The organism is Pseudomonas sp. AU12215 (assembly GCF_001675465.2).
Taxonomy (GTDB): Bacteria; Pseudomonadota; Gammaproteobacteria; order Pseudomonadales; family Pseudomonadaceae; genus Pseudomonas; species Pseudomonas nitroreducens.
On sequence record NZ_MACM02000137.1, the window covers coordinates 1 to 23,356 of the forward strand.

The 23,356-nt window shown below is 62.9% G+C and carries 23 protein-coding genes; 9 read left to right on the top strand and 14 right to left on the bottom strand.

Annotated elements, in window-relative coordinates:
* Positions 1–15: 15 nt before the first annotated feature.
* Complete coding sequence (locus A9513_RS17675; RefSeq protein WP_218060708.1) at positions 16–5,667, top strand: Ig-like domain-containing protein; 5,652 nt, start codon at positions 16–18, stop codon at positions 5,665–5,667.
* A 97-nt stretch (positions 5,668–5,764) separates the two neighbouring features.
* On the top strand, positions 5,765–6,661 hold the full coding sequence (locus tag A9513_RS17680) for an OmpA family protein (RefSeq protein WP_065085133.1): 897 nt from the start codon (positions 5,765–5,767) through the stop codon (positions 6,659–6,661).
* Between the two features lie 117 nt (positions 6,662–6,778).
* Here the strand turns inward: A9513_RS17680 and norR are convergent, their stop codons facing one another.
* On the bottom strand, positions 6,779–8,338 hold the full coding sequence (gene norR, locus A9513_RS17685) for a nitric oxide reductase transcriptional regulator NorR (RefSeq protein WP_024767212.1): 1,560 nt from the start codon (positions 8,336–8,338) through the stop codon (positions 6,779–6,781).
* A gap of 171 nt (positions 8,339–8,509) precedes the next feature.
* On the opposite strand from norR, the gene hmpA reads away from it, so the two are divergent.
* The 3 genes from hmpA to A9513_RS17700 are packed head-to-tail and all read left to right on the top strand — an operon-like array spanning position 8,510 to position 11,173.
* Entirely contained in the window at positions 8,510–9,691 is a 1,182-nt protein-coding gene (gene hmpA / locus A9513_RS17690; protein WP_024767211.1) for an NO-inducible flavohemoprotein, read from the top strand.
* 47 nt (positions 9,692–9,738) lie between these two features.
* Positions 9,739–9,996, top strand: a complete 258-nt coding sequence (locus A9513_RS17695; protein WP_065085134.1) for a transmembrane sensor/regulator PpyR — start codon at positions 9,739–9,741, stop codon at positions 9,994–9,996.
* On the top strand, positions 9,983–11,173 hold the full coding sequence (locus A9513_RS17700; protein WP_065085135.1) for an NnrS family protein: 1,191 nt from the start codon (positions 9,983–9,985) through the stop codon (positions 11,171–11,173). Before A9513_RS17695 ends, A9513_RS17700 begins: the two co-directional genes overlap by 14 nt.
* 153 nt (positions 11,174–11,326) lie before the next feature.
* On the opposite strand, the gene A9513_RS17705 is transcribed toward A9513_RS17700, so the two are convergent.
* Complete coding sequence (locus tag A9513_RS17705) at positions 11,327–12,406, bottom strand: patatin-like phospholipase family protein (protein WP_065085136.1); 1,080 nt, start codon at positions 12,404–12,406, stop codon at positions 11,327–11,329.
* A 147-nt stretch (positions 12,407–12,553) separates the two neighbouring features.
* Between A9513_RS17705 and A9513_RS17710 the strand changes: the two genes are divergently transcribed.
* Genes A9513_RS17710 through A9513_RS17725 form a run of 4 tightly spaced genes read left to right on the top strand, consistent with a single transcriptional unit; the run spans position 12,554 to position 15,166 of the window.
* Complete coding sequence (locus tag A9513_RS17710) at positions 12,554–12,862, top strand: PepSY domain-containing protein (protein ID WP_065085137.1); 309 nt, start codon at positions 12,554–12,556, stop codon at positions 12,860–12,862.
* Positions 12,862–13,176, top strand: coding sequence for a PepSY domain-containing protein (locus A9513_RS17715; protein WP_024767206.1), 315 nt, complete (start codon positions 12,862–12,864; stop codon positions 13,174–13,176). Before A9513_RS17710 ends, A9513_RS17715 begins: the two co-directional genes overlap by 1 nt.
* Entirely contained in the window at positions 13,176–13,850 is a 675-nt protein-coding gene (locus A9513_RS17720; RefSeq protein ID WP_037014490.1) for a response regulator transcription factor, read from the top strand. The genes A9513_RS17715 and A9513_RS17720 overlap by 1 nt, the downstream gene beginning before the upstream one ends.
* Positions 13,847–15,166: a sensor histidine kinase gene (locus tag A9513_RS17725; protein ID WP_065085138.1), complete on the top strand. Its 1,320-nt coding sequence runs from the start codon at positions 13,847–13,849 to the stop codon at positions 15,164–15,166. Before A9513_RS17720 ends, A9513_RS17725 begins: the two co-directional genes overlap by 4 nt.
* A gap of 438 nt (positions 15,167–15,604) precedes the next feature.
* Here A9513_RS17725 and A9513_RS17730 read toward each other — a convergent pair whose 3' ends face one another.
* Genes A9513_RS17730 through A9513_RS17785 form a run of 12 tightly spaced genes read right to left on the bottom strand, consistent with a single transcriptional unit; the run spans position 15,605 to position 23,355 of the window.
* Complete coding sequence (locus A9513_RS17730; RefSeq protein ID WP_065085139.1) at positions 15,605–15,973, bottom strand: Mor transcription activator family protein; 369 nt, start codon at positions 15,971–15,973, stop codon at positions 15,605–15,607.
* Entirely contained in the window at positions 15,970–16,518 is a 549-nt protein-coding gene (locus tag A9513_RS17735) for a hypothetical protein (protein WP_065085140.1), read from the bottom strand. Before A9513_RS17735 ends, A9513_RS17730 begins: the two co-directional genes overlap by 4 nt.
* Complete coding sequence (locus A9513_RS17740; RefSeq protein WP_065085141.1) at positions 16,518–17,084, bottom strand: gp16 family protein; 567 nt, start codon at positions 17,082–17,084, stop codon at positions 16,518–16,520. Before A9513_RS17740 ends, A9513_RS17735 begins: the two co-directional genes overlap by 1 nt.
* Positions 17,084–17,374, bottom strand: a complete 291-nt coding sequence (locus tag A9513_RS17745) for a DUF4031 domain-containing protein (RefSeq protein ID WP_065085142.1) — start codon at positions 17,372–17,374, stop codon at positions 17,084–17,086. The genes A9513_RS17740 and A9513_RS17745 overlap by 1 nt, the downstream gene beginning before the upstream one ends.
* On the bottom strand, positions 17,374–18,414 hold the full coding sequence (locus A9513_RS36120) for a hypothetical protein (protein ID WP_176707263.1): 1,041 nt from the start codon (positions 18,412–18,414) through the stop codon (positions 17,374–17,376). Before A9513_RS36120 ends, A9513_RS17745 begins: the two co-directional genes overlap by 1 nt.
* Before the next feature lies 1 nt (position 18,415).
* Complete coding sequence (locus A9513_RS17755; RefSeq protein WP_065085143.1) at positions 18,416–19,051, bottom strand: DUF3164 family protein; 636 nt, start codon at positions 19,049–19,051, stop codon at positions 18,416–18,418.
* Positions 19,044–19,535 (bottom strand): hypothetical protein, encoded by a 492-nt coding sequence (locus A9513_RS17760; RefSeq protein ID WP_255302875.1) that lies wholly within the window; start codon positions 19,533–19,535, stop codon positions 19,044–19,046. Before A9513_RS17760 ends, A9513_RS17755 begins: the two co-directional genes overlap by 8 nt.
* A complete protein-coding gene (locus A9513_RS17765) occupies positions 19,532–19,825 on the bottom strand; it encodes a hypothetical protein (protein WP_083196158.1) in 294 nt (97 codons plus the stop codon). Before A9513_RS17765 ends, A9513_RS17760 begins: the two co-directional genes overlap by 4 nt.
* Positions 19,825–20,109, bottom strand: a complete 285-nt coding sequence (locus A9513_RS17770; RefSeq protein ID WP_065085144.1) for a hypothetical protein — start codon at positions 20,107–20,109, stop codon at positions 19,825–19,827. Before A9513_RS17770 ends, A9513_RS17765 begins: the two co-directional genes overlap by 1 nt.
* On the bottom strand, positions 20,106–20,414 hold the full coding sequence (locus A9513_RS17775; protein ID WP_065085145.1) for a hypothetical protein: 309 nt from the start codon (positions 20,412–20,414) through the stop codon (positions 20,106–20,108). Before A9513_RS17775 ends, A9513_RS17770 begins: the two co-directional genes overlap by 4 nt.
* A complete protein-coding gene (locus A9513_RS17780; protein WP_065085146.1) occupies positions 20,414–21,589 on the bottom strand; it encodes an ExeA family protein in 1,176 nt (391 codons plus the stop codon). Before A9513_RS17780 ends, A9513_RS17775 begins: the two co-directional genes overlap by 1 nt.
* Positions 21,589–23,355: a DDE-type integrase/transposase/recombinase gene (locus A9513_RS17785; protein ID WP_065085147.1), complete on the bottom strand. Its 1,767-nt coding sequence runs from the start codon at positions 23,353–23,355 to the stop codon at positions 21,589–21,591. The genes A9513_RS17780 and A9513_RS17785 overlap by 1 nt, the downstream gene beginning before the upstream one ends.
* Position 23,356: the final 1 nt, after the last annotated feature.

A 23,356-nucleotide genomic window follows, 5' to 3' on the forward strand; every position in this document is an offset into this window, starting at 1 on the left:
GACTACGTTGCCCAAGTGGTGAACAGTGCGGGTAACAAGAGCCAGGAAAGCAACCACTACATCATCCATGTGGACACGGTGGCCCCGACCGCGACCGCGACCATCGTCAACTACACCGACGACGTAGCGCCGCAGACCGGCGACTTCCTGAGTGGTTCGACCACCAACGACCCGCATCCGAAGCTCAATGGCACGGTGGGTGGTACGCTGGGCGTAGGCGAAGTGATTGCGGTATACCGTGACGGCGTACGTCTGGGTGCTGCGAGCCTGAGTGCAGACAAGACGACCTGGAGCTTCCAGGATGCCGGTCTGCAGGATGGTCATACCTACACCTACACCGCTCGTGCGGAAGACCAGGCGGGCAACCAGGGCACGGTGAGCAGCAACTTCACCCTCACTGTGGACACCTCAGCGCCGACCGACGCACCGAAGCTGGAAAGCGTGATCGATGACGTGGCGCCGATCACTGGCGAGATTCATGCCGGTGACAGCACCAACGATCCRAAGCCGACCTTCAGTGGCTCGGCTGCCGAGCCCAACAGCACCGTCAATGTCTACGACAATGGCACGCTGATTGGCAGTGTGAAGGCAGACGCCGACGGCAAATGGACCTACGAGCCGAATCCGAAGCTGGAGGATGGCGACCACAGCATCCAGTTCTCCGACGTGGATGCGGCGGGTAACGAAGGGCCGAAGTCGACSCCGTTCRCCTTCAACGTGGACACCATTGCCCCGACGCAATCGACAGTGATTGTGGACGCGCAGGACGATGCTCTGCCGGTCATCGGCGCGGTGAGCAACAACGGCTACACCAACGACACCACGCCGAAGCTGGAGGGCACGATTTCCGAYGTGCTCAAGGCGGGCGAGAAAGTCGTGGTGCTGCGCGATGGCGCGGTAATCGGCGAGGCGACTGTTACTGGTACGAACTGGAGTTTCGAGGACAGCGGTCTGCAGGACGGCAAGGCCTACACCTACAGCGCTCGWGTGGARGATGCCGCGGGCAACCGTGGTGCGATCTCAGCGRACTTCACGCTGAACATCGACACCTCKGCGCCGACGCAAACGGTGGTCATCAGCACCATCTACGATGATGTTGCCCCGGGTATTGGCGATGTGCCCAACGGTGGCAGCACCAACGACTCGCAGCCGGAGTTGAAAGGTTCGCTGTCGGCGGGTCTGGAGAAGAACGAAGTCCTGGTGGTTTACCGCGATGGCCAGAAGGTTGGCAACGCCTCGGTCAACGGCACCAGCTGGAGCTTCAYCGACAAWTCGGGYYTGGMAGACCAGCACACCTACAAGTACGAAGCGCGKGTGGAAGATGCCGCTGGCAACACCGGCAGCTACTCCAACGCGTACAGCATGACCCTGGAGCTGCTTGGCCCGTCGACTACTGCAGTGATCACCGCGATCACCGACGACGTCGAACCGGTCACCGGTGTGGTAGCCAACGATGGCTACACCAACGATGCCGAYCCGTCGCTCAGCGGCACCATCTCGCAAGCGYTGACGGCTGGTCAGAGCGTGGAAGTTCTGCGYGATGGCGTGAAGATCGGAGTGGCGGTTGTAACGGGCACCACCTGGACTTACGAAGACCACAACCTGGTTGACGGCAAGGTSTACAGCTACACCGCGCAAGTGGTGGATGGTGCGGGCAACCCGGGTGCGGTGTCGCCGGCCTACGTGATCCACGTTGACCTGTCGGCACCGACGCAGACCGTGGTGCTGACCAACGCAATCGACGACGCAGGTGATGTGACGGGGCCGATCACCAATGGTGGCACCACCGACGATGACACGCCGACCCTGAACGGTACGATCTCGTCCGCGCTGAGCGGCACCGAGCAGGTGCATGTCTTCCGAGCGGAGGTCAAGGAGGATGGCACCAGTGTACCGGCCAAGGACATTGGCGTGGCCACGGTGGAACTCAAGGGTGGTGTGTGGACCTGGACCTACACGGATGCCAGTCTGTCCAACCACTCCCAGTACACCTACTACGCGCAAGTGGTGGATGCGGCGGGCAATGCCAGTGCGGCTTCCAACAGCCTGGGCTTCACGCTGAACACTGACATCGTAGCGCAGGCTGTACAGATCCTGTCGATCGAAGACGCCGTACTGCCGGTGGTGGGCAAGGTGGACAATGGTGGCTACACCAACGACACCCACCCGACGGTGACGGGCTCGATCTCGATGGCGCTGRCTGCGGGCGACAAGGTCGTGATCCTGCGCAATGGCGAGAAGGTGGGTGAGGCTGATGTTACTGGCACCACCTGGACCTTCAAGGATAGCGGYCTGGYCAATGGCAGCGACTATGACTACGTTGCCCAAGTGGTGAACAGTGCGGGTAACAAGAGCCAGGAAAGCAACCACTACATYATCCATGTAGACACGGTTGCACCGATCGCGACCGCAACCATCGTCAATTACACTGACGATGTTGGGCCACAGACAGGCGACTTCCTGAGTGGCTCTACCACTGACGACACTCATCCAAAGCTCAACGGTGCGGTGACTGGCACATTGGCAGCAGGTGAGTCAGTGGTGGTTTACCGTGATGGTGAACGCCTGGGTGTGGCAGCACTGAGCGCTGACAAGGTGACCTGGAGTTACCAGGATGCGGGTCTGCAGGATGCGCACACCTATACCTATACCGCCCGCGTGGAGGATCTTGCGGGCAACCAGGGCACGCTCAGCAGCAACTTCGTCATCAACGTGGATATAGCTATCCCAACGATGAAATCGGAGATCACTCAGATCACCGAAGACACTGGTGTCTCTGACCATGACTACATCACGCAAGATCGTACGTTGCTGATCAGCGGCAAAGTAGAAAGTGCGTTGTTGCTAGGCCAGAAGGTCCAGTTCTCGTCGGATGGTGGTGTGACTTGGAAGGATGCGACGTTGGACAACGATCGCGTGCGCTGGACCTACGACAACCGGGCCGTGTCCCTGGCGGATGGCACCTATACATTCGAGACGCGTGTTGTCAGCGCGGCGGGGAGTGCTGGGCCTATTGGCACCCAAACGGTAGTCATCGACAACTCGCAGCCGACCAACAAGGTGACGTTCGCCCTGGATCCTGCCAGCGACAACGGCGTTTCCAACACGGACAACATCACCTCGATCATGACGCCAACGATCAACGGTACGGTGAAGTCGGGTAGTCACAAGCTCGAAGATCTGACTATTACGCTGTTCTGGGACAAGAACGGCAACAACCAGATCGATCCTGGCGAGGACATTTACGGTCAGGGCATCAAGATTAAGAGCGATGGTACCTGGAGCACCGACCTGTGGTCGCTGCACTACGGTGATTACCTGCTGAAGGCGGTAGCGACCACTGCTTCCGGCGTGACTGGTTCGGCGAGCTATGTGGGCTCCCTGGATGACCAGAACCACATCCTGACCATCACCCAGTCGGTGCCGCAGCACTATTACGGCGCCAAGCAGGCAGGGTTCGAGTTCGGCTGGGATGTGGTCAACATCGGTGACTTCAATGGTGATGGCATTGATGACCTGCTGGTGTCCGCACGTAACTCCGATACCTTGGGTCGGGTCAACAACGGTGGAGCCTGGATCCTGTTCGGCAGCGAGAATGGCTTGCCGGTGCTGGACCAGAACACCATCACCAACCTGAAGCCGAGCCAGGGCATCTTCTTCGCGGGTGCCTACAACGGAGACATCATGGGCACCGGCATCAACGCGCTGGGAGACTTCAATGGTGACGGTTACAAGGATGTCATCATCTCCTCGCACTGGCCGGACAAGATCTATGTGATCTTCGGCGGGCCGAACAATAGTTGGGGCAATGGCACGGTGGACCTTGCGACCATCGATGCTGGCGACAACACCCATGGCTTCGTGATCCGTAACCCAGGTGTCAACCCCAACAACCCGTCCGCGCCGGGCTATGACAGCTGGAACGGTATCGGCGTGGGTGGCGGTGGCGACTTCAACGGCGATGGCTACACGGACCTGTTGTTCGGTAACCGCGAAGCGGGCCCGAATAACAGTGGCGCTGGCTACGTGCTGTACGGCGGCGCCAACGTCAACAAGAACATCGTCATGGATTGGAGCAACCCGGCGACTGGTACCGGTTCCAGCCAGACGTGGGCGCACTTCCCGGCGGGCGTGAATGGCACCACGATCACCAACTCGTTCACCGGCACGGTTACCAATTCGTCGCAGGTGAATGGAGTCGATCTGGGTGACTCGATCAACAATGTCGGCGATGTCAACGGCGACGGTATCGACGATTTCGTGATCGCCGACCCCCGTGCCAACAACATCATGTCGCAGGGCTACGGCGCTTCTGCGGGTACCGCCTACCTGGTCTACGGCAAGGCGGGGGGGCTGGGATCTTCAATCGACCTCAAGAACATGACCCTGGATCAAGGCATCCGGATCAACTCGCAGCACTACGAGTGGCTGGGTTCGGCGCGCCAGGATTATTCCACCAACACTATTACCGCCCTGGGTGATATCAACGGTGACGGCATCAACGACTTCGCCATCAGCGCGCCTTACTCGGAGCCGGGCGACCCGGGCCGTGTGTGGATCATCTATGGCAAGGCGGGTGGTTACACCAGCGATATCAACCTGGATGCACTCAATACTGTTGGCGTGCCGTCGCAGTTCAACACCAACCCGATGTTCGACTCCAGTGTCGGCTCGCTGATCCTCAACGAAAAGGCGACCTACAACTCGGTCACTGGCAAATGGACGCAGAGCACCGTGGATGAGTGGTTCGGCGTGAGCATCCGCGCGGGTGGCGACATCAACGGTGACGGCATCAACGACTTCATCATCGGTGCGCGTTATGCCGACCGTCCTGGCAAGGGTAATGGCGATAACTCCGGCGCGGTGTATGTGGTCTACGGCAACGAGCACGGCTTGCCGACCATCTGGTCGATCAAGGATGTGATCAACGATCCGACCAAGGGCTATGCGCTGTACGGCGAGGGCGCCGGCTTCGAATTGGGCAACGGTGTGGCGATGGGCGACTGGAACGGCGACGGCATGATGGATATCGCCACCGGTGCCTATAACGCTGATTTCACGGCGACCGACTCGGGGGCGATGTATGTCTACTACTCCGCTTCCGACGCGTTCACCAAGAAGTACACCAACGGTGACGATTACATCGTCGCGGATGGCAAGGACGAGCATGGCAACCCGGTCAATGACTACATCGTTGGTGGGTTTGGCAACGACACCATCGTCAACATCGGCACCTTGGACTATGCCAACGGCGGTGAGGGCAATGACTTCATCCACATCGTCAGCACCGATTTCCTTGGCGTGAATGGTGGCTCGGGGACCGACACTCTGGTGTTCGATGGCCAGGGGTTGAGCATCAATCTGGCAGTCATGAAGAACAAGGTGATCAGCTTCGAGAAGTTCGACCTGGGGCATGGCGGCAACAGCCTGACGGTCAAGCTGGACGACGTGCTGCGGATGGGTGAAAGCGACCTGATGTTCAAGGACGGCAAGAAGCAACTGGTGGTCAATGGTGACGCCAGCGGCAACGTCGACCTGGTCAAGACCGGGATCACCTGGACCGAGTCGAGTGCCACCGGCAACGATGGTCACGCCTACAAGGTGTACAGCTCGGGTACTGGCGAGGTGTGGATCGAGGACCACGTTCAGGTCCATCTCGTCGGCTAAGCGTCGACCGGAGCGCGGGTCTCCCGCGCTCCGGCACTAGCCCCAATTCAATTGCGCGCCTTGTTGTATTCGCAACGAGGCGAAGGAGAGTCTTTCAATGGAATATGCCATTTACAGTGCTACGCACAGAGCGGTCCAACTGAGCATTCTCAGTGTGGCCATCAGTTGCAGTGCCTCTGCTCTGGCCAGTCAGAACGAATCAATCTTTGGTGCTGCGTACCACCCGGTGGAGTCTGTCGTTGCGGAGCAGTCCCAGGTCGTGTTCTTCCGCGGTGCCGACCAGGGTACGCAAGGTGCAAATGTGTATGTGGACCGCGAGCTGCAAGGTGCCTTGATGCCTGGAGGCTATACCGTGTTCTGTATTCCGGCGGGGGAGCACTCCCTGGAGTCCTATATAGGCGATGAACCGCTGTATGAGGGCAAGCTGAACCCTCGGGCGTCGGCAGTCTTCGAGGGCGGAAAGACTTACTTCCTCGAAGTACCGGTAAACCCGAAATCAAGCACACCGGTGGTTCAGGCTCGCCAGAGTGCCGAGCGGCAGTTGCAGGACCTGCGCATGCAGCGTCATGTCATCAATCGCGCCAGTGCGGTCGTGCCCTGCCAGACCGAGACGCACCTGAGTCTGCGCAGTGACGTGTTGTTCCACTTTGGCAAGAGCGGATACTCGGACATTACCGACGTGGGGCACGCGGAGCTACGCAAGATCGCCGAAGCGATCAAGTCGCAGCATGTGGAAAGCGTGGAAGTGGGCGGGCATGCCGATCCCATCGGCAGCGCGCAGTTCAATCAACGCCTGTCGGAGGCCCGTGCGCAAACGGTGAAAAGTGTCCTGCTGCAACTGGGCGTGGGCACCGAGGCGATTCGAGCCGTAGGTTATGGCAGTAGTGAGCCTGTGGTGCAGTGTGATGGCGGTTCGCGTAACGATCGAATCAACTGCAACGCGCCCAACCGCCGCGTCGACCTGTTGATTCGCGGTAAGCGCTCCGATACCTGAGGATGGCCCTGTGAGGCAATCGGGCTGATCAGCTCATCAGCTGCCTCATCGGAGAAGAGTACCCTCCGGGCCTGCCCACGATTTCGCCCACCTAGCGTCGTGCGGGTCCGGTAGGGTTCATTTGATCGCCAGGCGTCTGGCCAGACGGTTGAGGTTGGCACGATCCAGCCCCATGTCGCGGGCGACGGCAGCCCAGTTGCCGTCGTGCCGTTCCAGGCTCTGACTGATCATGCGCCGCTGGAAGGCATCCACCGCGGGGCGTAGCCCGCCGGTCGGCACGCTGTCCGAATCGCTCGAAGTCTCTGCTGCGCGGTTTTCATCGACACCCTTTTGCAAGGAGTTGAGTGTCAGATCCTCGATACCCAGGCTGAGGATGCGCGAGCGCTGTGAGTGATTCGCGAGCGCTTTCAGAGAGGCACGACCGATCAGGTGCTCCAGTTCCCGTACGTTTCCCGGCCACGGATAGCCAACCAGCGCTGCCTGGGCTTCGCGCGTGAGTCTAAGGCTGCGCAGCCCCAGGCGCGGCCGATTCTGTTCGAGGAAGTAGCCCGCCAGCAGCAGGATATCGTTTCCTCTTTCACGCAGCGGCGGCACGCGCAGTGGGTAGACACTCAGCCGGTGGTACAGATCGGCACGGAAGCGGCCGGCGCGGACCTCTTCGGCGAGATCACGGTTGGTGGCAGCGATCAGGCGCACATCAACGTGATGCTCTCGATCAGAGCCCAGGCGTTGCAGTTGGCCGCTCTGCAGTACGCGCAGCAGCTTTGCCTGGATCGCCAGCGGTAGTTCACCGACTTCGTCGAGGAAGAGGGTGCCGCCATCGGCCAGCTCGAACTTGCCGCGTCGTTCACCCACAGCGCCAGAAAAGGCGCCGCGAACGTGGCCAAACAACTCGCTTTCCACCAGCGTTTCCGGCAGTGCTGCGCAGTTCAGGCTGATCAGCGGCTGGCTACGACGCAGCGAGTTGGCGTGGATCGATTGGGCCACCAGTTCCTTGCCAACACCAGTCTCCCCGGTGATCAATACGCTCAAATCGCTCCCGGCAACCACCTGGATTTCGCCCATCAGCGCCTGGTGGGCTTTGCTCTGGCCAATCAGCTCCTTTGGCTGATCGCCAGAAGCGCGTTGGTAGGCATCCGCGCGCTGCTGCTCCTGGTCGGCGCGCAAGGCTAGATCAAGCATGCGCTGGCTGGCCTTGACCGTGGCAGCTGCCAGGCTGGCAAAGGCCTCCAGGTTGTCCAGGTCGCCCGTGGAGAACCGCTCAGGATCCAGCGCATCCAGGGTCAGAAGGCCCCAGGGTTGGCCGTCGAGGAACAGTGGGCAGCCCAGGCAATCGTGGACTTCCAGGTGGCCGTGGAGTCCCTCCACCAGGCCGTCATAGGGATCAGGCAGGCCGCAGTCGGCGGCGAAGTGTGTCGGCCCCGGATGTTCGATGAGGGCGCGCAGGCGAGGGTGCTCGCTGATCTTGAAGCGGCGGCCGAGGGTGTCCTGGCTGAGTCCATCGACGGCCAGCGGCACCAACTGGTCGCCTTCCAGGCGCAGCAGGGCGGTAGCATCGCAAGGCAGCAGGCCGCGAAGGGCTTCGAGCAGGCGGCGGTAGCGTTCGCCGTCCGGTAATTCGCGGGACAGATCGGCGACCAGCGGGAGGAGGGTGGCTAGCAGAGGGTTTCGAGTCATTTTGACCTCTATGAAGTCTTTTTGATAACAGAAGATATGGGTCATTATGACTCATTTTTAAGCGGATGGCCCGGAAATAAAGGGCTGCGAGCTTGGCACGCTTCCTGAAGCACACCTTTCAGAAAGCACAGGCAGACCCACTGGCTGTCTGGCCAACTCGAGGAGATCCACATGCTGTCCAACGAACACCGTACCCTGGTCAAGGCCACTGTCCCGCTGCTGGAGACTGGCGGAGAGACCCTGACCCAGCATTTCTACAAGATGATGCTCAGCGAGTACCCGGAAGTTCGTCCGCTGTTCAACCAGGCGCACCAGGCCTCCGGGGACCAGCCCCGCGCGCTGGCCAATGGCGTGCTGATGTATGCCCGCCACATCGATGAACTGGAGCAGCTCGGCCCGCTGGTGGCGAAGATCGTCAACAAGCACGTCGCCCTGCAGATCCAGCCGGAGCACTACCCCATTGTCGGCGCCTGCCTGCTACGCGCGATCCGCGAAGTGCTGGGCGAGGAGATCGCCACGCAGGAAGTGATCGATGCCTGGGCCGCCGCTTACGGCCAACTGGCGGACATTCTGATCGGCGCCGAGGAGTCGGTGTATCAGCAGAATGCCGAGCAGCGCGGCGGCTGGCGTGGCGCCCGGCGCTTCCGCATCGCCCGCAAGGAAGCCGAGAGCGAGGAGATCACCTCGTTCTACTTCCAGCCGCTGGATGGAGAGCCGCTGCTGGACTTCCAGCCTGGGCAGTACATCGGACTGTCCCTGGAGATTGGCGGGGAAGAAGTGCGCCGCACCTACTCGCTGTCCGACGCGCCGAATGGCCGTGAGTACCGCATCAGTGTGAAGCGTGAGCCCGAAGGCAAGGTTTCGAGCTACCTGCACGACCGCCTGAACGTCGGTGATGAACTGGACCTGTTCCCACCTGCGGGCGATTTCGTCCTGCGCAGTAGTGACAAGCCGCTGGCACTGATCACGGCCGGGGTCGGTATCACCCCGGCGCTGGCGATGCTTAAACCGGCGCTGGAATCCGGTCGCGAAGTGCATTTCATCCACTGCGCTCGCCACGGTGGTGTGCATGCGTTCCGCGAGTGGGTAGAGGCGCAGTCCGACGCGCATCCGCAGCTCAAGCATTACTTCTGCTACAGCGAGCCGCGTGCCCAGGACGCCGCGCACGTCGAAGGCTTCCTCAGCCAGGAGCTGTTGGCTGACTGGCTGCCGGAAGACCGCGATCTGGACGCCTATTTCCTCGGGCCCAAGCCGTTCATGGCGCAGGTTAAGCGTCACCTGCGCGAGATCGGCGTACCTGAGCAACAGTCCCACTACGAGTTCTTCGGCCCGGCCAGCGCGCTGGAGGCCTGAACCTTGGCGTCGGTCCGATGGGCCGGCGCAACCCGAGGAGGTGTGTGATGGAACGTCTTTTCGCCTGCCCGCAACGCAATCTGTCGATGTCCTGGTCACTGCTGACTGGCGGACTCGTGTTGCTGCTGCTGGGAATCGCGGGGGCCTATTTCGTCGATGGTCATCTGAGGCTGCAAAGCGTTGTCGCAGCTCATGCCTTCACCATCCTCGGGCCCACATTATTGAAGCTGGGCTACGTGCTGCGGCTGATAGCCCAGCATCAGATGCGCAAGGACGGCCGGGAGGCTTGCTGTGTTACTGGTTGATCGAAAGGCTCTGCTGACTATCGCGCCTTTGTGGCGCCTGGGGTTCCGCCCGTTCTTCCTCGGTGGCGCGGTGTTCGCGGTGATCGCCATCGCGGCCTGGGCGGCCGTGCTGCTCGGTGTGCTGCCCACGTGGCAGCCGCTGGGCGGCTGGCTGGGCTGGCATCGCCATGAAATGCTCTTCGGCTTCGCGGCGGCGATCATTGCCGGCTTCCTGCTGACCGCCGTGCAGACCTGGACCGGGCGCCCCGGCATCAGCGGCAAGCCGTTGATGGTACTGTCGTTGGTTTGGCTGGCGGCGCGGGTGGGCTGGCTCGTCGGGGCGCCGCTATGGCTGGTCACCTTGCTGGAGTTGGCGTTCATGCCGGCGTTGGCGTTCTTCATCGGCCGCAGCCTGTGGCAGGTCCGGCAGAAGCGTAACTACCCGATCATCCTGGTGCTGAGCCTGCTGACGCTCGCCGATGCCCTGGTGATGGCCGGCGTCTGGATGGGTAACGAGAGCTGGCAGCGCGGTGGCGCGTTGGGTGCGCTGTGGCTGGTGGCGGCGCTGATGGGGCTGATCGGCGGTCGCGTGATTCCCTTCTTCACCCAGCGCGGGCTGGGCCGCACCGCTCAGGTGCCGGCCTGGAACTGGCTGGATAACTCACTGCTGGGCGGCACCCTGCTGGTGGCGGCGCTGACCGCAGTCGGTATCGGCCTGACCCCGCACCCGCTGGTGGGCTTGCTGTTTGCTGCGCTGGCGATTGGGCACCTGATCCGCTTGTGGCGTTGGTACGACAAGGGCTTCTGGGGTGTGCCGCTGCTCTGGTCGCTGCACCTGGCCTACCTGTGGATGCTGCTGGCCCCGGCGGGGATGGCGCTGTGGAACTTTGCGCCGACCTTCAACGTCAGCCTGGCGATCCACGCCCTGACCGTGGGCGGGGTGGGCGGTCTGATCCTGGCAATGATCGCCCGCGTCAGCCTGGGCCATACCGGGCGACCGCTGCAGCCGCCCAAGGCAATGGCCCGGGCGTTCGCTCTGCTCAACCTTGGCGTGGTCGCGCGGGTCCTGCTGGTGATCTGGTGGCCGCTGGAAGGCTTGAGCATCGCGGCTGGCTGCTGGGTCGTGGCTTTCCTGATGTTCGCCTGGCACTACGGCCCGATGTTCTGGAAGCCGCGGCTGGATGGGCAGCCGGGCTGAGTCTGTCGCTGCGGTCTGCCGATCACGCTGCAGATTTCTCAACGGGGCGGCCGGAGAGACATCGCGGACGGAGTCCGCTCCTGCGCGCGGGTTGCTGCTGTGCGTTTTTGCAGGAGCGAGCCTGCTCGCGAACCGCCGGTGGCGGGGAGATGGCTAGAGCGGCAAGAGGTGCTCGCCGAGCCGACCGCTGTCCGCCAGTTCGAGAAACTCGTCGCCCATCCGCCGGCTTTCATCCATTGCCTTGCGCCAGTAGCGCTCGCGGCCCGCGTCGTCGCCGATGTAGCGGTGGAAGTCCTTGCGGTCCGGCAGCTTGTTGTGCGGCAGGCGCGCCAGGTACTCCTTCGACGGGGCGAGCAGCAGCACATCCTGCAGGCGTCCGGCGTCACCACGGCGCCAGGGCAGGCCCTTGTCGAACCAGCCGGGAATGACCTTGTCGGTGAAGTGCGGGTAGAGCACCACGCCTTCGGGCTGGTAGGGCAGGTCCAGGTGATAGTCCAGCAGGCCGCCGTCGCGGTAGGTGCCGGGGCCGGCGCCGGGAATGTCGCGCACGCCTTCCATGACCATGGGGATGGAGCCAGAGGCGAGCAGCGCGTGGCGCAGGTTGGCCAGGTCCAGGTGCAGGTAGCGCGAGGGGAAGTCCGACAGCGGCTGCAGCGGCGGTGCGCGGCGGGCGTCATGGATGATCAGCCGTTCGAAGTGCCGGTGCAGGTGGCGGCGGCCGACCAGGTTGTCGCGGATTACCGCCCCCAGGCCCAGGCCGAGATTGGCCTTGCCGTCCTGCGCGAGGCGACCGTGGCTCTTCACCACCACCACGTTGAGGCGGTACCAGGGGTTGTCCAGTACGCTGGTATCGCGGCCGTCGAGCAGGTCGTCGAGCATTTTCGCGCAGCTCCTCGACACGTCGCTGATGCTCGCGTTGCGGGCAAAGCGTTGCTGGGTATAGAGCTCGCCCAGGCGGCGAATGCCTTCGGCCGGGTCGGGCAGGCAGGCGCTGGCGAATCGCCAGGAGCCGATGGACGCCCCGATCAGCGAGCGCTCACGTGGCGCTCGCGGCAACCATTCGCCGAACAGCGCGAGGTCCAGGCCCTGGATGCCCAGTGCCTTCGGCCCGCCGGCGGCACCGGGAAGGATTCCTACATCGGCGGGGGTCAGCCCCTGTTCGCGGATGCGTTGGAGCGCGCGGCTTCCAGCCTTGAGGGTGAGGGAGGAAGTCTTGATCTGGATGGTGGTCATGCGGGTCTCGCTATGGCAGGCCGCGATTATAGAGCCTGTGCGCGTGGAGCAAGGATACTTCACGGGGTGAATGATCGTTGCCGATTCAGCTTGAATTAAGTCCTTCACCTTAATCTGACAGCAGTGAAATTCTGACGAGGTACGCTCATGAAATGGCTGCTGATCCTGACCACGCTCTGCGCACTGCTGCTGGGTGCCGGCGTTGCCACGGCCCATGACATTGGTCCGGACGAGGCGTTGCGCCTGCGCGATGCGGGCACCATCCGCAATTTCGAGGAGCTCAACCGCACCGCGCTGACCAAGCATGCCGGCGGTTCGGTGTACGATAGCGAGCTCGAGCTGGAACATGGCCGCTATCTCTACAAGGTCGACATCCAGGACGCACAAGGCGTGAAGTGGGATGTCGAACTGGATGCGGTCACCGGCGAAGTCCTCACCGATCACCAGGACGACTGATGAAGACCGTTTTGCTGCGCGCGATGCTGTTCGGCCTGGGTGTCACCGCCCTGGCCGGCGCCGCGCAGGCCCATGACCTGAGCCAGGACGAAGCCCTGCGCCTGAGCAAGGAAGGGGTGATCCGCCCCTTCGAGGAAATCCTCCCCGCCGCGCTGAGCCGCTACCCTGGCTCGCGCCTGCTCGAAGCCGAGCTGGAGAGGGAGCACGGCAACTACATTTACGAAGTGGAGTTGCTCACCGTCGACGGTGTGGTGCGCGAACTGGAACTGGATGCCCGCGACGGCCGCATCCTCAAGGATAAGGAAGACGACTGATGCGCCTGTTGCTGGTGGAAGACCACGTACCTCTGGCCGACGAGCTACTGGCGACCCTCACGCGCCAGGGCTATGCGGTGGACTGGCTGGCCGACGGTCGCGACGCTGCGGTGCAAGGCGCCAGCGAGCCGTACGACCTGGTGATCCTCGACCTGGGCCTGCCGGGCCGTCCCGGGCTGGAGGTGCTGCAGGAGTGGCGCGGCATGGGCCTGGCGACGCCGGTGCTGATTCTCACCGCACGGGGCTCCTGGGCCGAGCGCATCGACGGCCTGAAGGCCGGCGCCGACGACTATCTGACCAAGCCGTTTCATCCTGAGGAACTGATGCTGCGTATCCAGGCGCTGCTGCGGCGCGCCCACGGGCTGGCGAACCAGAGCCAGCTGGAAGTGGCCGGGTTGAGCCTGGATGAATCGCGCCAGTGCGTGCAGCAGGGCGGCAAGGAAGTCGACCTGACATCCGCCGAGTTCCGTCTGCTGCGGTACTTCATGCTGCATCCCGGCCAGCTGCTGTCGAAGTCGCATCTGGCAGAGCACCTGTATGACGGCGAGACCGAGCGCGACTCCAATGTCATCGAGGTGCATATCAATCACCTGCGCCGCAAGCTGGGCCGCGAGATCATCGAGACCCGTCGTGGGCAGGGCTATCGCTTCACCGGCAACGGAGCCGCCAATTGATATCGATCCAGCGCCGGCTCGGTCTTGGGCTGGGTGTGGTACTGGGGGTGGTCGGTCTCGTGCTGGCCCAGGCGGGCCTCTGGCTGTTCGACCAGGGCTTGCGCCGCTATCTGGTGAACGGCTTGCAGGACGAGGCGGAAAGCCTGCTGGTGGGTATCACCCGTGGTCCCGCGGGGTTGCAGCTGGACGGCCAGCGTGTCGATGCGGTCTATGAGCGGCTGTTCTCCGGGCGCTACTTCGTCATCCGCTTCGACGAGCAGACCTGGCGTTCTCGATCGCTGTGGGACAACGAGCTGCAGTTGCCCTCGCACAAGGGGCTGGCCAAGTCGCTGGAGAAAGGCCCCGAAGGCCAGCGGCTGCTGGTCTATCGCGGCGACTACAAGCGCTATGGCAAGAAAATCAGCATCGTTGTCGCCCAGGACTACACGCCCGTCCTCAAGAGCTTCAATCGTCTGCGCAATATCGGCCTGGGCGCCGGAGCCCTGGCGTTGCTGCTGATCCTGGTGTTCCAGGGCTTCACCGTGCGCCGTGCCCTGCGCCCGCTGGAGCGGGTACGCCAGCAGATTGCGCAGTTGCAGGAAGGTCAGCGCAGCCAGTTGGACAGCCAGGTGCCCCGTGAGCTGGAGCCGTTGGTGGAACAGACCAACCACCTGCTGCAGCACACCGAGGATACCCTGCGCCGCTCGCGCAATGCGCTGGGCAACCTGGGCCATGCCCTGAAGACCCCGCTGGCGGTGCTCATCAGCCTTGCCGAACGCGAAGAGCTGCGTGATCACCCGGAGCTGCGGCGAGTGCTGCAGGAGCAGTTGGAGCAGATCGAACAGCGCCTGGCCCGCGAACTGGGGCGTGCGCGGTTGGTGGGCGAGGCATTACCCGGCGCGCACTTCGACTGTGATGCCGAGTTGCCCAGCTTGTGCGACATGCTCAAGCTCATTCATGGCGATCACCTCGCCATCGACTGGCAGGCGCCGCCCGCCACGCGCTTGCCGTATGACCGGGAAGACCTGCTGGAGATGCTCGGTAATCTGCTGGACAACGCCTGCAAATGGGCCGATGCCCAGGTGCGGTTGACGGTGGAGAAGGGCGCAGACGCATACCGGCTGAGCGTGGACGACGATGGTCCCGGTATTGCCGAGGACCAGCGAGACAGCGTGTTGGAACGTGGCACTCGGCTGGATGAGCAGGTGGCCGGGCATGGTCTGGGCCTGGGCATCGCGCGAGATATCGCGGCGGCCTGCGGTGGCAGCCTGAAGCTGGAAAGCAGTGAGCTGGGTGGGTTGCGGGTGGTTGTCGAATTGCCCCGCCGCTTGGCGTGATAGAGCCGGCGCGACTTTATTGGTTGGCGTTGTTCGGATGGGTTGGGATGGTGCCGTGCCGTGCCGTGCCGTGCCGTGCCGTGCCGTTCGCGAGCAAGCTCGCTCCTACAGGGGCTGCAGCGTGGGCTTTTTGTAGGAGCGAGCTTGCTCGCGAACCCGGTGCAATGTGGCTGAATCGCGGACAAAGTCCGCGCCTACGGGATAGGCGTGTGCTTGGCCGGCCCTCACCCTAACCCTCTCCCAGCGGGAGAGGGGACCGTTCGGAGTGCTGTGGAAGTAAAGCGTTAGCTGGTTATCAATGACGCAGAAAGAGCTGAGAGGGACTGAGATAAACCAAGAGAGTAAAGCGAGATAATTGCGGGATATAGGGGAAGGGAAAGGGATTTAGCGGGATAGGAAGTGAAAAAGAGTTTCCAAGGATGAAAAAGGCGGCGGCCGTCAGGCCAGGCCGTCGCCGAGGTCCAGTTTACCCTGGTCGCGGTCGAACTTCCGGTCCTGGGTCCGCTTCAGCAGCTTATATATAGAGCTGGGCGTCAGATTGTACTTCCGGGCAAGCGCGTGGTGATTGCGGCCGTTGAACTCGCCCAGGATCTGCAAGTCGCGTTTCGTGAGACGGTGGTGGTAGTCGGAAGGGATGTAGAGCGTTGCTCCCCGCCACTGGTTCGCCAGATGATCAGCCACCGCGCTGCCGGCCTGCTCGGCCAAGGCTGCGTCGATCCCATGCTCTGACAGCACCGTTGCCGTGTGCGCCGCGATGTCGTCCAGCAGCTCGTGGCGCGTTTCAGCCAGAATGGAACCCTGTTTCATGCTTCCCCCTTCAGCGCCTCGATTTGGCGCTCTCCATCCTCTTTAGAAATCAGGCCGAGCAGCATGTCAGAGCGGATTCGTCCGACCTGGTCCTGGTAGATCCCTTGCGGGGTAAGGCCACCGCTTCGTGCCTTCCGCGGCAGCTCCGCCTGAACCTGGGCGGGATCGCTGGCCAGGCCCCACACCACCGCGCGGAGATAGTTGTGGTTCTCCAGCGGCAGCTGGAGCCGCTCGCGCTGCACCAGCATCTGCTCGATACCCGCCACCCACAGTCGCGGCGGGGCCGGTTTGAACTCCGCCGTGCGTGCGTCCCGTTGAACCTGTCCCGCATCAACCAGTTGGACCAGGTCTGCCACCAGGCGGATCGCCTTGGTGGTGCGCAGCCCGCGGCTACGCGGGCTGAACAAGCGGAGGTAGCCCAGCACGGCACGCCCCAGTTTCGGGTCCATGCCGGCGAACTGAGCGGCCAGCTGCTTCCCGTCTGCATCAGCGAAGCCCGCCTCGAACGGGAACTGCTCGCCGCAGCATGGGCACTGCAGCTCCATCAGCTGTTCCCCTTCGCTTCAACGGCGGCATTCAGGGCATCCACCAGAGCCTTTAGGATTGGACGTTGCCGCTGCCAGTCCTTCGGCAGCTGATCCAATCCGGCGGCCTGTTCTGGATGCTCGATGCCGAGGCGTTGACAGAGGCGATCCACTTCCGCCCGCAGATGTCGCTTCTCCTGTTCGACGTGCAGCGCGGCCAGGACTGCTTTGACCTGGTCAGGTTTTTTGAGCCAGGCCACCTTCTCCACCTTGAACATCTGCTTGGCGATCTTGTCCGCGTAGCTCCAGGGGAGACGCATTTCGGTCAGCTGGGCTTCGATGACCTCGATCTCGGCCGGGAGCTTGCTGAAGTTGTGCGGCTTTCCGGCGGCGCGCTTGCTGGGCTGAGGCTTCCAGCCCAGGCGCTTGAATTCCTCCAGGAGCTTTTCTGCCTGGCGCGGGCTCAGGTCCTTCGACGAGGCCTTGCCGAACATGCCCTGAAGCTTCTGGCGGTAGACGTCTTCGGCCAGGCCGAGCTGCTGTCGCGCGATGTGGATCTTGCTGAGGATGCCTTTGGAGAGTGCCATCACTCACCTCCATAGGTTGTTTCAGCAGTGAGTCGAAGTTGGCGCTTGTTGCGGACAAGCTCGACAGTCTGGCGGGCTTCGATCTCAACTGCCCCGGCGGCGACTGCGAGCGCGCGCTTGGCCAGGCAAATGTCGAAGTGGCTCTTATCCCCACCAGGGTGCTGGTGCCACCGGCGCTTGACGCCGATCTTGTCGGCCATGGCCAGCAGCTCGTCCTCGCTATCAGCCACCATATGACACATGATCAGGCGCCCGAATGGTGCGCGCATGTCGTCGACGTAGACCGCCATCACTCACCTCCCTGCTCTGGCGTGGACGCGAGCGTGGCACACGGATAACGGTCGTCTCGGCAGTTCTTCTCGATGCGAACGAACAGGTGCGCATTCCAATTGATCGACACCTGCTCCCACTTCGTCAGTGCTGCTCGGCGAGCCCCGCTACCGGCGAACATGATCGGCTTAACATCGGCGTCGTCGAACAGGATTAGGTGCGGGCATTCCTCCGGCACCTGCCCAGCCTGGATGGCCTCATGCAGAGCCTCCAGCTTCTCATCGATGCAGGTCAGGCAGACGTAACCGCCCATCCAATCCACGCGCAGCGGTGTGTGCTTGAGCTTTCCGCAGCCAGCGCAGTGGGTAGCCTGGTCACTGGCATAGGTCCATTGCCCTTTCAGCTTGTGCTCCAGCTCTGTGAGCCTGGCCTGGTCGGCGTTTAGTCGGTCACGCATTCCGCGCATCAGGTCACGCATCTGTTGCATCTTCCGGCGGAAGTACTGCCAGCGCTCCAGCGCCATACGCTCATTCTGGGCGACGGTCATCAGCGTTTCGAACCCATATAGTTCGTGGTTCGCGTCAGCAGGGATGCCTCCAAGGCCGGTGAAGCGCTGCCCAGCCATGCTTCCCTTAAGCGGCCACAGCAGGTGCGCCACCACTTCTGGCGTCTCGCGGTCTTCCACCAACTCCGGCGCCGTGGAGGGTTGCGCCAGGGCGGCAACGCTAAATCCAAAGTCCGCCACACAACGCTTGAACCTATCCACGGAGATCGAGAGGCTTCTCGGGGTATTAATCTGGACAGCTGAGCTGATTGCGGCGAACAGGGCATCGTATTCGCTGATACCTGTCCCCGATGCCTGCTCGGCAGTGGTTTCGAGCTTCTCTAGGGCGCGAATGCGCGTCCGCAGCTTCTTCTCGACGGTCTTCTGCAGGCCTGGCAGCGCGAGGGCTGCGCGGCACTGCTCCAGGTCGAAGTCTTCCAGGGCGCGCAGGCGGCTCTCGGTATCAACCGAGCCATATTCGCGGCCTGGTGGAATGAAGGGGTTGGCTTGCGACATGTCACACCACCGCGATGTTGAGGTTGATGGGCTCGTAACGTCCGGCGCTTCCTACGCGTTTGTAGACGCGGATATAGACGGCCTTGCCGTTCACCTGGATGGCATCCTTCAGGGCAACCATCGCGGTCTTCCAGTCGTTGTCATCGATCTCCAGCCGCAGAAGACCGAGGATGTCACTGGTTTTGATCTGGCCGTTTCGGCCAGCACTGAAGGCCCGGTCTACCAGGACACGAAGGTGTGGATTGGCGTCAGCGCTCCATTTGCGGATGCAGACATCGATCAGTTCCTTGGCTGCAAGCACCTCATCGGTGAAGGTGACGCGATCGGCGTAGTTCCGCTCGATCTTGTACTGGCCGTCGTAGGTGAAGATGGAGACGTTGCCCTTCTCACCGCCGAGCGTGACACCGTAGTTCTCGGCCGAAATGCGGATCAGGTCGGCGATGTCGGCCAAAGCCTTCTTTTTGAACGCCTCCAGGGCGGCGCTCAGTTGGATGGCCTCCTGGGACAGATCACAGGCGACCTGGTCACGCAGCTTGTCGTGCGGACGGACCTGATGCTCAGGAACCATGTGGCCTGCAGCGTTCATGACGTAGCCGGCCGGAATGGTGATGGACGGGGTTTGTTGGGTATCAGTCATGGCTAGGCTCCAGGAGTTCACGTTCGATGGCGCGGTCGATCACTCCGATCGCCGCCAGGGTGAGCGCGCCGGCTTTCACCAGGTTCTTGCGCGCGTCGAGGCTTGGCTTCCACCAGCTGGGGTCCCAGGGCCAAAGCATGGGCACGATCTGGCTGATCTCAGGTAGGCGGTCAGGGACCCGCAGCTGGCAGAAGGCTTCTTCCGCGTAGCAGGCGGCGGCGATCGCCAGCTCGCCCCTGTTGTGCTCGTCGTCGTGCTCCAGGGAGAAGCCTTCGACGTGGATCTGGCGCTGGCGCTCGGTGAACACGTCGGCGCCGGCGGCCGAGTACCGCTCGGCCGAGGTGATCTGAGCGAGGGCGTCGACGATCTTGGTGCTGAGCTCCTGACCTGGGCCGCTGGAAGCCCGGCCAACGTAGGGCTGGGCTTGGCGCAGCAGATCGACCAGGAGCACGACGACGATGTCGGCTTCGAATTGTCGTTTCATGGTGCCAACTCCAGTTGCAAGGCATAGGCGGCCCGAACCTGCTGGAGGTTGATCAGCGGTTCATCGGGGATGTGCAGCAGGTGGGTCAGCTGGTGCAGCAGGCCCTCGTCACAGAGCAGTACGTCCGCCGGCACCTCTTTCAGCCAGGCGATCATGCACGCCAGGTGCAGTACCTCCGGCAGTGCGGCCAGGAACTCCTCGTCCGGCAGCGAACATAGACGTACGTGCGTCTCGCGCAGCTCTGCGTAACTCAGCCTGTAGCTATGGCCGTTGACTTGATAGGCGATCATCAGTGCACCTTCCTTGCGGCCAAGGCCGCGCGTTGCTCCTGCAGGTACTCCGCCATCGGCTTCATATCCGCGTGCAGCTTCGAGAAGTTCTCGGCGATGAAGGAGTCGAGGAGCTTGACCAGCATGCCGTCCAGCTTGTGGCAGCCGATCTTCAGCTCGATGAGCTGCTGGTCCTTCGCAAAGGCCTCCTGCAGGAGATCCTTCAGGGCCGCGCGGAATTCCTGCTCGCTCATGGCGTCGACGTTCATCATCGGGGTGTAGGCGTGGGTGATGAGGTCGGTCATAGCTCCCGCCTCCACTCGATCAGGCAGCCCAGCAGGTAGGCGGTGCATTCCTGGATGGTGGGCTCCTCCAGCAGATCGAGCCGGAAGCGACCAATGCGAACCAGGAGCAGCGGCCCGCCTTCGCGGATCACCCGCAGGCGCGGTGGGCCGTCGCCGTCCAGGTCGCACCACATCACGCGGGCGCCGCGCTCGCGCAGTGCGCGCGACACCTGGTTGACCAGGGCCAGCTTTAACTTGAGGCACGGGGTCAGGTAGACCAGCGGGCGCTGAAAAGGCATCACGGCCAGGGCTCGGAAGTTCGACATCACACCACCTCCCGGACTACGTCAGCGGTGACGCGCGACTCACCGATCTGCACGGCCAGGTTCATGGCGGCCTTGGTGAGGTTGGCGATGGCCAGGGGGTACAGCTGGCTCGTCTTGTCCTTGCCGCTGGTGCTCAGGCGCTCGATCAGGGCCTGCACGGCGCCGTCTTCCATCACATCGCCGAGCTTCTTGTCAGCGCGGCTCAGACGGTGCGCGAGGTGCGACTCCACCTGGTTGACCGGGAGCGATCGCAGCCAGGTGATTTCGATGCGCTGGGTGACCTCGCGCACCTCGGCGTTACGGGGCGAGAGCTTCACCGCCAACTCAGGCTGGCCGATCAGGATGATGGAGATCAGTTTGGTGAAGCCGTCCTCCAGCTCGCGGTACCGCTTCAGGTGCTTCAGCAGCGGGATCGAGAGGCTGTGGGCTTCTTCAATGATCAGCAGGTGGCGCTGGCCCGCGGAGTTGCTGGCCTTCAACGCGTTTTCGACCTGGTCGAAGCGGTCTTGCGGGCTGGACTTGGGTTTCTCCAGCGGGGCGATCGCCTTCATGATCGCCTCGGCGATGTGCAGGGACTTCATGGTCTTGCCCTTCACATCGTTGTCTTCAGAGCCCAGGACGTGCGGCTTGATGACGATGATGGGCGAACCTTCGCGGGCCAGGCGCTGCTCCAGGTCCTTGCGCAGGCCTGATTTCCCCGAGCCCGACTCACCGATTACGGCAAGGAAGCCGTCGTTCTTGGCGACCTGGTACATCGACTCGCGAACGTAGCGCATGTCCTGGGTGACGTACATGTCGTCGGCCGAGCGCAGCTCGTCGAAGGGGTCGATGAACAGTCCGAATGCTTGCTTGGTTGCTGGCAGCAGGGGCTGTTTCGGCATTAGCATGGGTTGGCACTCCTCGTTTTCCTGATCGTTTTCGGGGGCTGCAGGGGCCTCGGCGTTGGCGCGCCGGGGCTCCATCTCTTCTTCCAGCGCGGCGATGTCGCCATCGTTCGCGCCGTTCTCGTAAAGGAAGTCCGCGATTCGCCCGAACAGGCGCGTCTTGTCGATGGACTTCGGCCATTGGCCGTGGTTGATGATTTGCGCGATGGTCGCCGGGGAAACCTTTACGGCGCGGGCCAGGTCGCGCTGGGCCTTCTTGACGGTGCTGAGTACTTCCTTCAGGTGCTGCATCAGTGAGTCCCTCCCACGATGCGCAGGCCAGGACGGGCCGGGGCCTGCAGCTGCTGGACGATGGCGTCGAGTTCGTTGTCCAGGACGCCACTCGGGTAGTTGGACTTGAGCCAGGACAGCGACTCAGCGGTCCAGTCGGCGCCCATGCGTGCGCGCAGGGCCTTGGCGGCCGCAGCGTGGCTCATGGGTTTGATCTCAACGGTGGCCACCGTCACGGTGGTCTCCACCTCGGTGCCGCGCTTCGGCAAGTAGGCTGGCAGCGAGGTGTCGGTCAGGTGCTTGTGCGGATCGATCGCGCCGGCGAACGGCACGGCCTTGGCCTTCCGGGCCTTCTCTGCGTCTTCCTGGGTGTCTGTGCCGGTGGCGATCTGTTCGAGCACCTTGCGCGCAACCTGGGCCGGGGTTTCGGCGTGGCGCTTGTACTCCTCGCCGAGCATGGCCGAGGTGTCGCGGAAGCCGAACTGGTCGACCCCGATGCGCTCGACCACAAACAGCACCTGGTGGCCGTTCTCGTCGTGGCGGATGACCTGGGCGCTCTCGGCATCGCGCCAGGGATTGCGGGTCATCAGCACCTTTTCGCCGACCATTACGCCCGGCACGCTGCTGACGTCGTATTCCGCGCTGTTGAAGGACACCTGCAGCAGCGGGGTGACAACGCGGCTCTGCGGCGCGCTGGTGGCCATCTCGCGGCAGATCTCGGCGGGCGGCGCGATGCGCAGTTGCTGCGGGTTGATCAGCATCCATACGCCGTACCGGGTGCGGCGGTGGCGGGTGTGGATCTCGGTCGCGTTGTAGGCACGCATCCACTCGCCCACGCGGCCATTGATGTGCTCCAGGGACTCGGCCTTCTCCAGCTTCAGGCCCGACTCGAACTCCTTCTCGACGATGTTGTGGGCCTGCTCGACCTGGCCCTTGGCGCGGGCATTGCCGACTTCGTTGATGATCAGCTCGATGCCCAGGGCCTGGCACAGGTTGCGGAACATCGCCGACTTCATGGCGGCGCCGGGGTCGGTCATCAGCATGAAGGGCACGCCGTGGAACGGGTCCTGCTCGCCGCGCTTCTGCATGGCGCAGATCAGGACATGGCAGATGTTCTCGGCCGACTCCGAGCCCAGAACGTACTGCACGTAGATGGTGCCGCTGGTGTGGTCGGTGATGACGTAGCGCCAGAGGCGCTTGCGCTCGATCTTCTTCAGGTTCTCCGGCTTGCCGTCGTAGTACTCGGCATGGCTCATGGTCTTGGCGCCGTCGTCGTCCAGGTAGAACTGGGTGGAGATCGAGGCGTCGATCTGCCAGACGTGGTTCGGGTGCTTGCTCGCCAAGCTGATGGCCGGTGCCGGCGCCAGGAGCTGCGACGGGTGCAGGTTGTTCTGGTAGAGCGCGCGGGTTATCGCGCTCTCCGACATCGGGCGCAGCTCGCCGGTCGGCTTGTGGACTGACTCGGCGCGGATCAGGCCGTTGCTGCGCAGGCGGGCCACGGCCAGCTTGATCGACGACAGCTGCTTGTTGTTGGCGCGGATGCTCTCCACCAGGAGCGCGGAGATCAGCTGCAGCTCGTACAGCGGAATGGCCGTCGAACCCGCGTCGGAGCGACGTTTGCGGGGCTTGTCCTTCATGGTCAAGGACTCCAGTTTGCGGTACAGGGTGGCCATGGACATGCCCAGGCGCGCGGCGGCAGCCTTATAGATAGCGGTGCGGCCACCGGCGCCTGACGCCAGCGCCTGCTGGTGTGCGGCCAGGATCTCCTGGGCATGGATGGGGTTCATG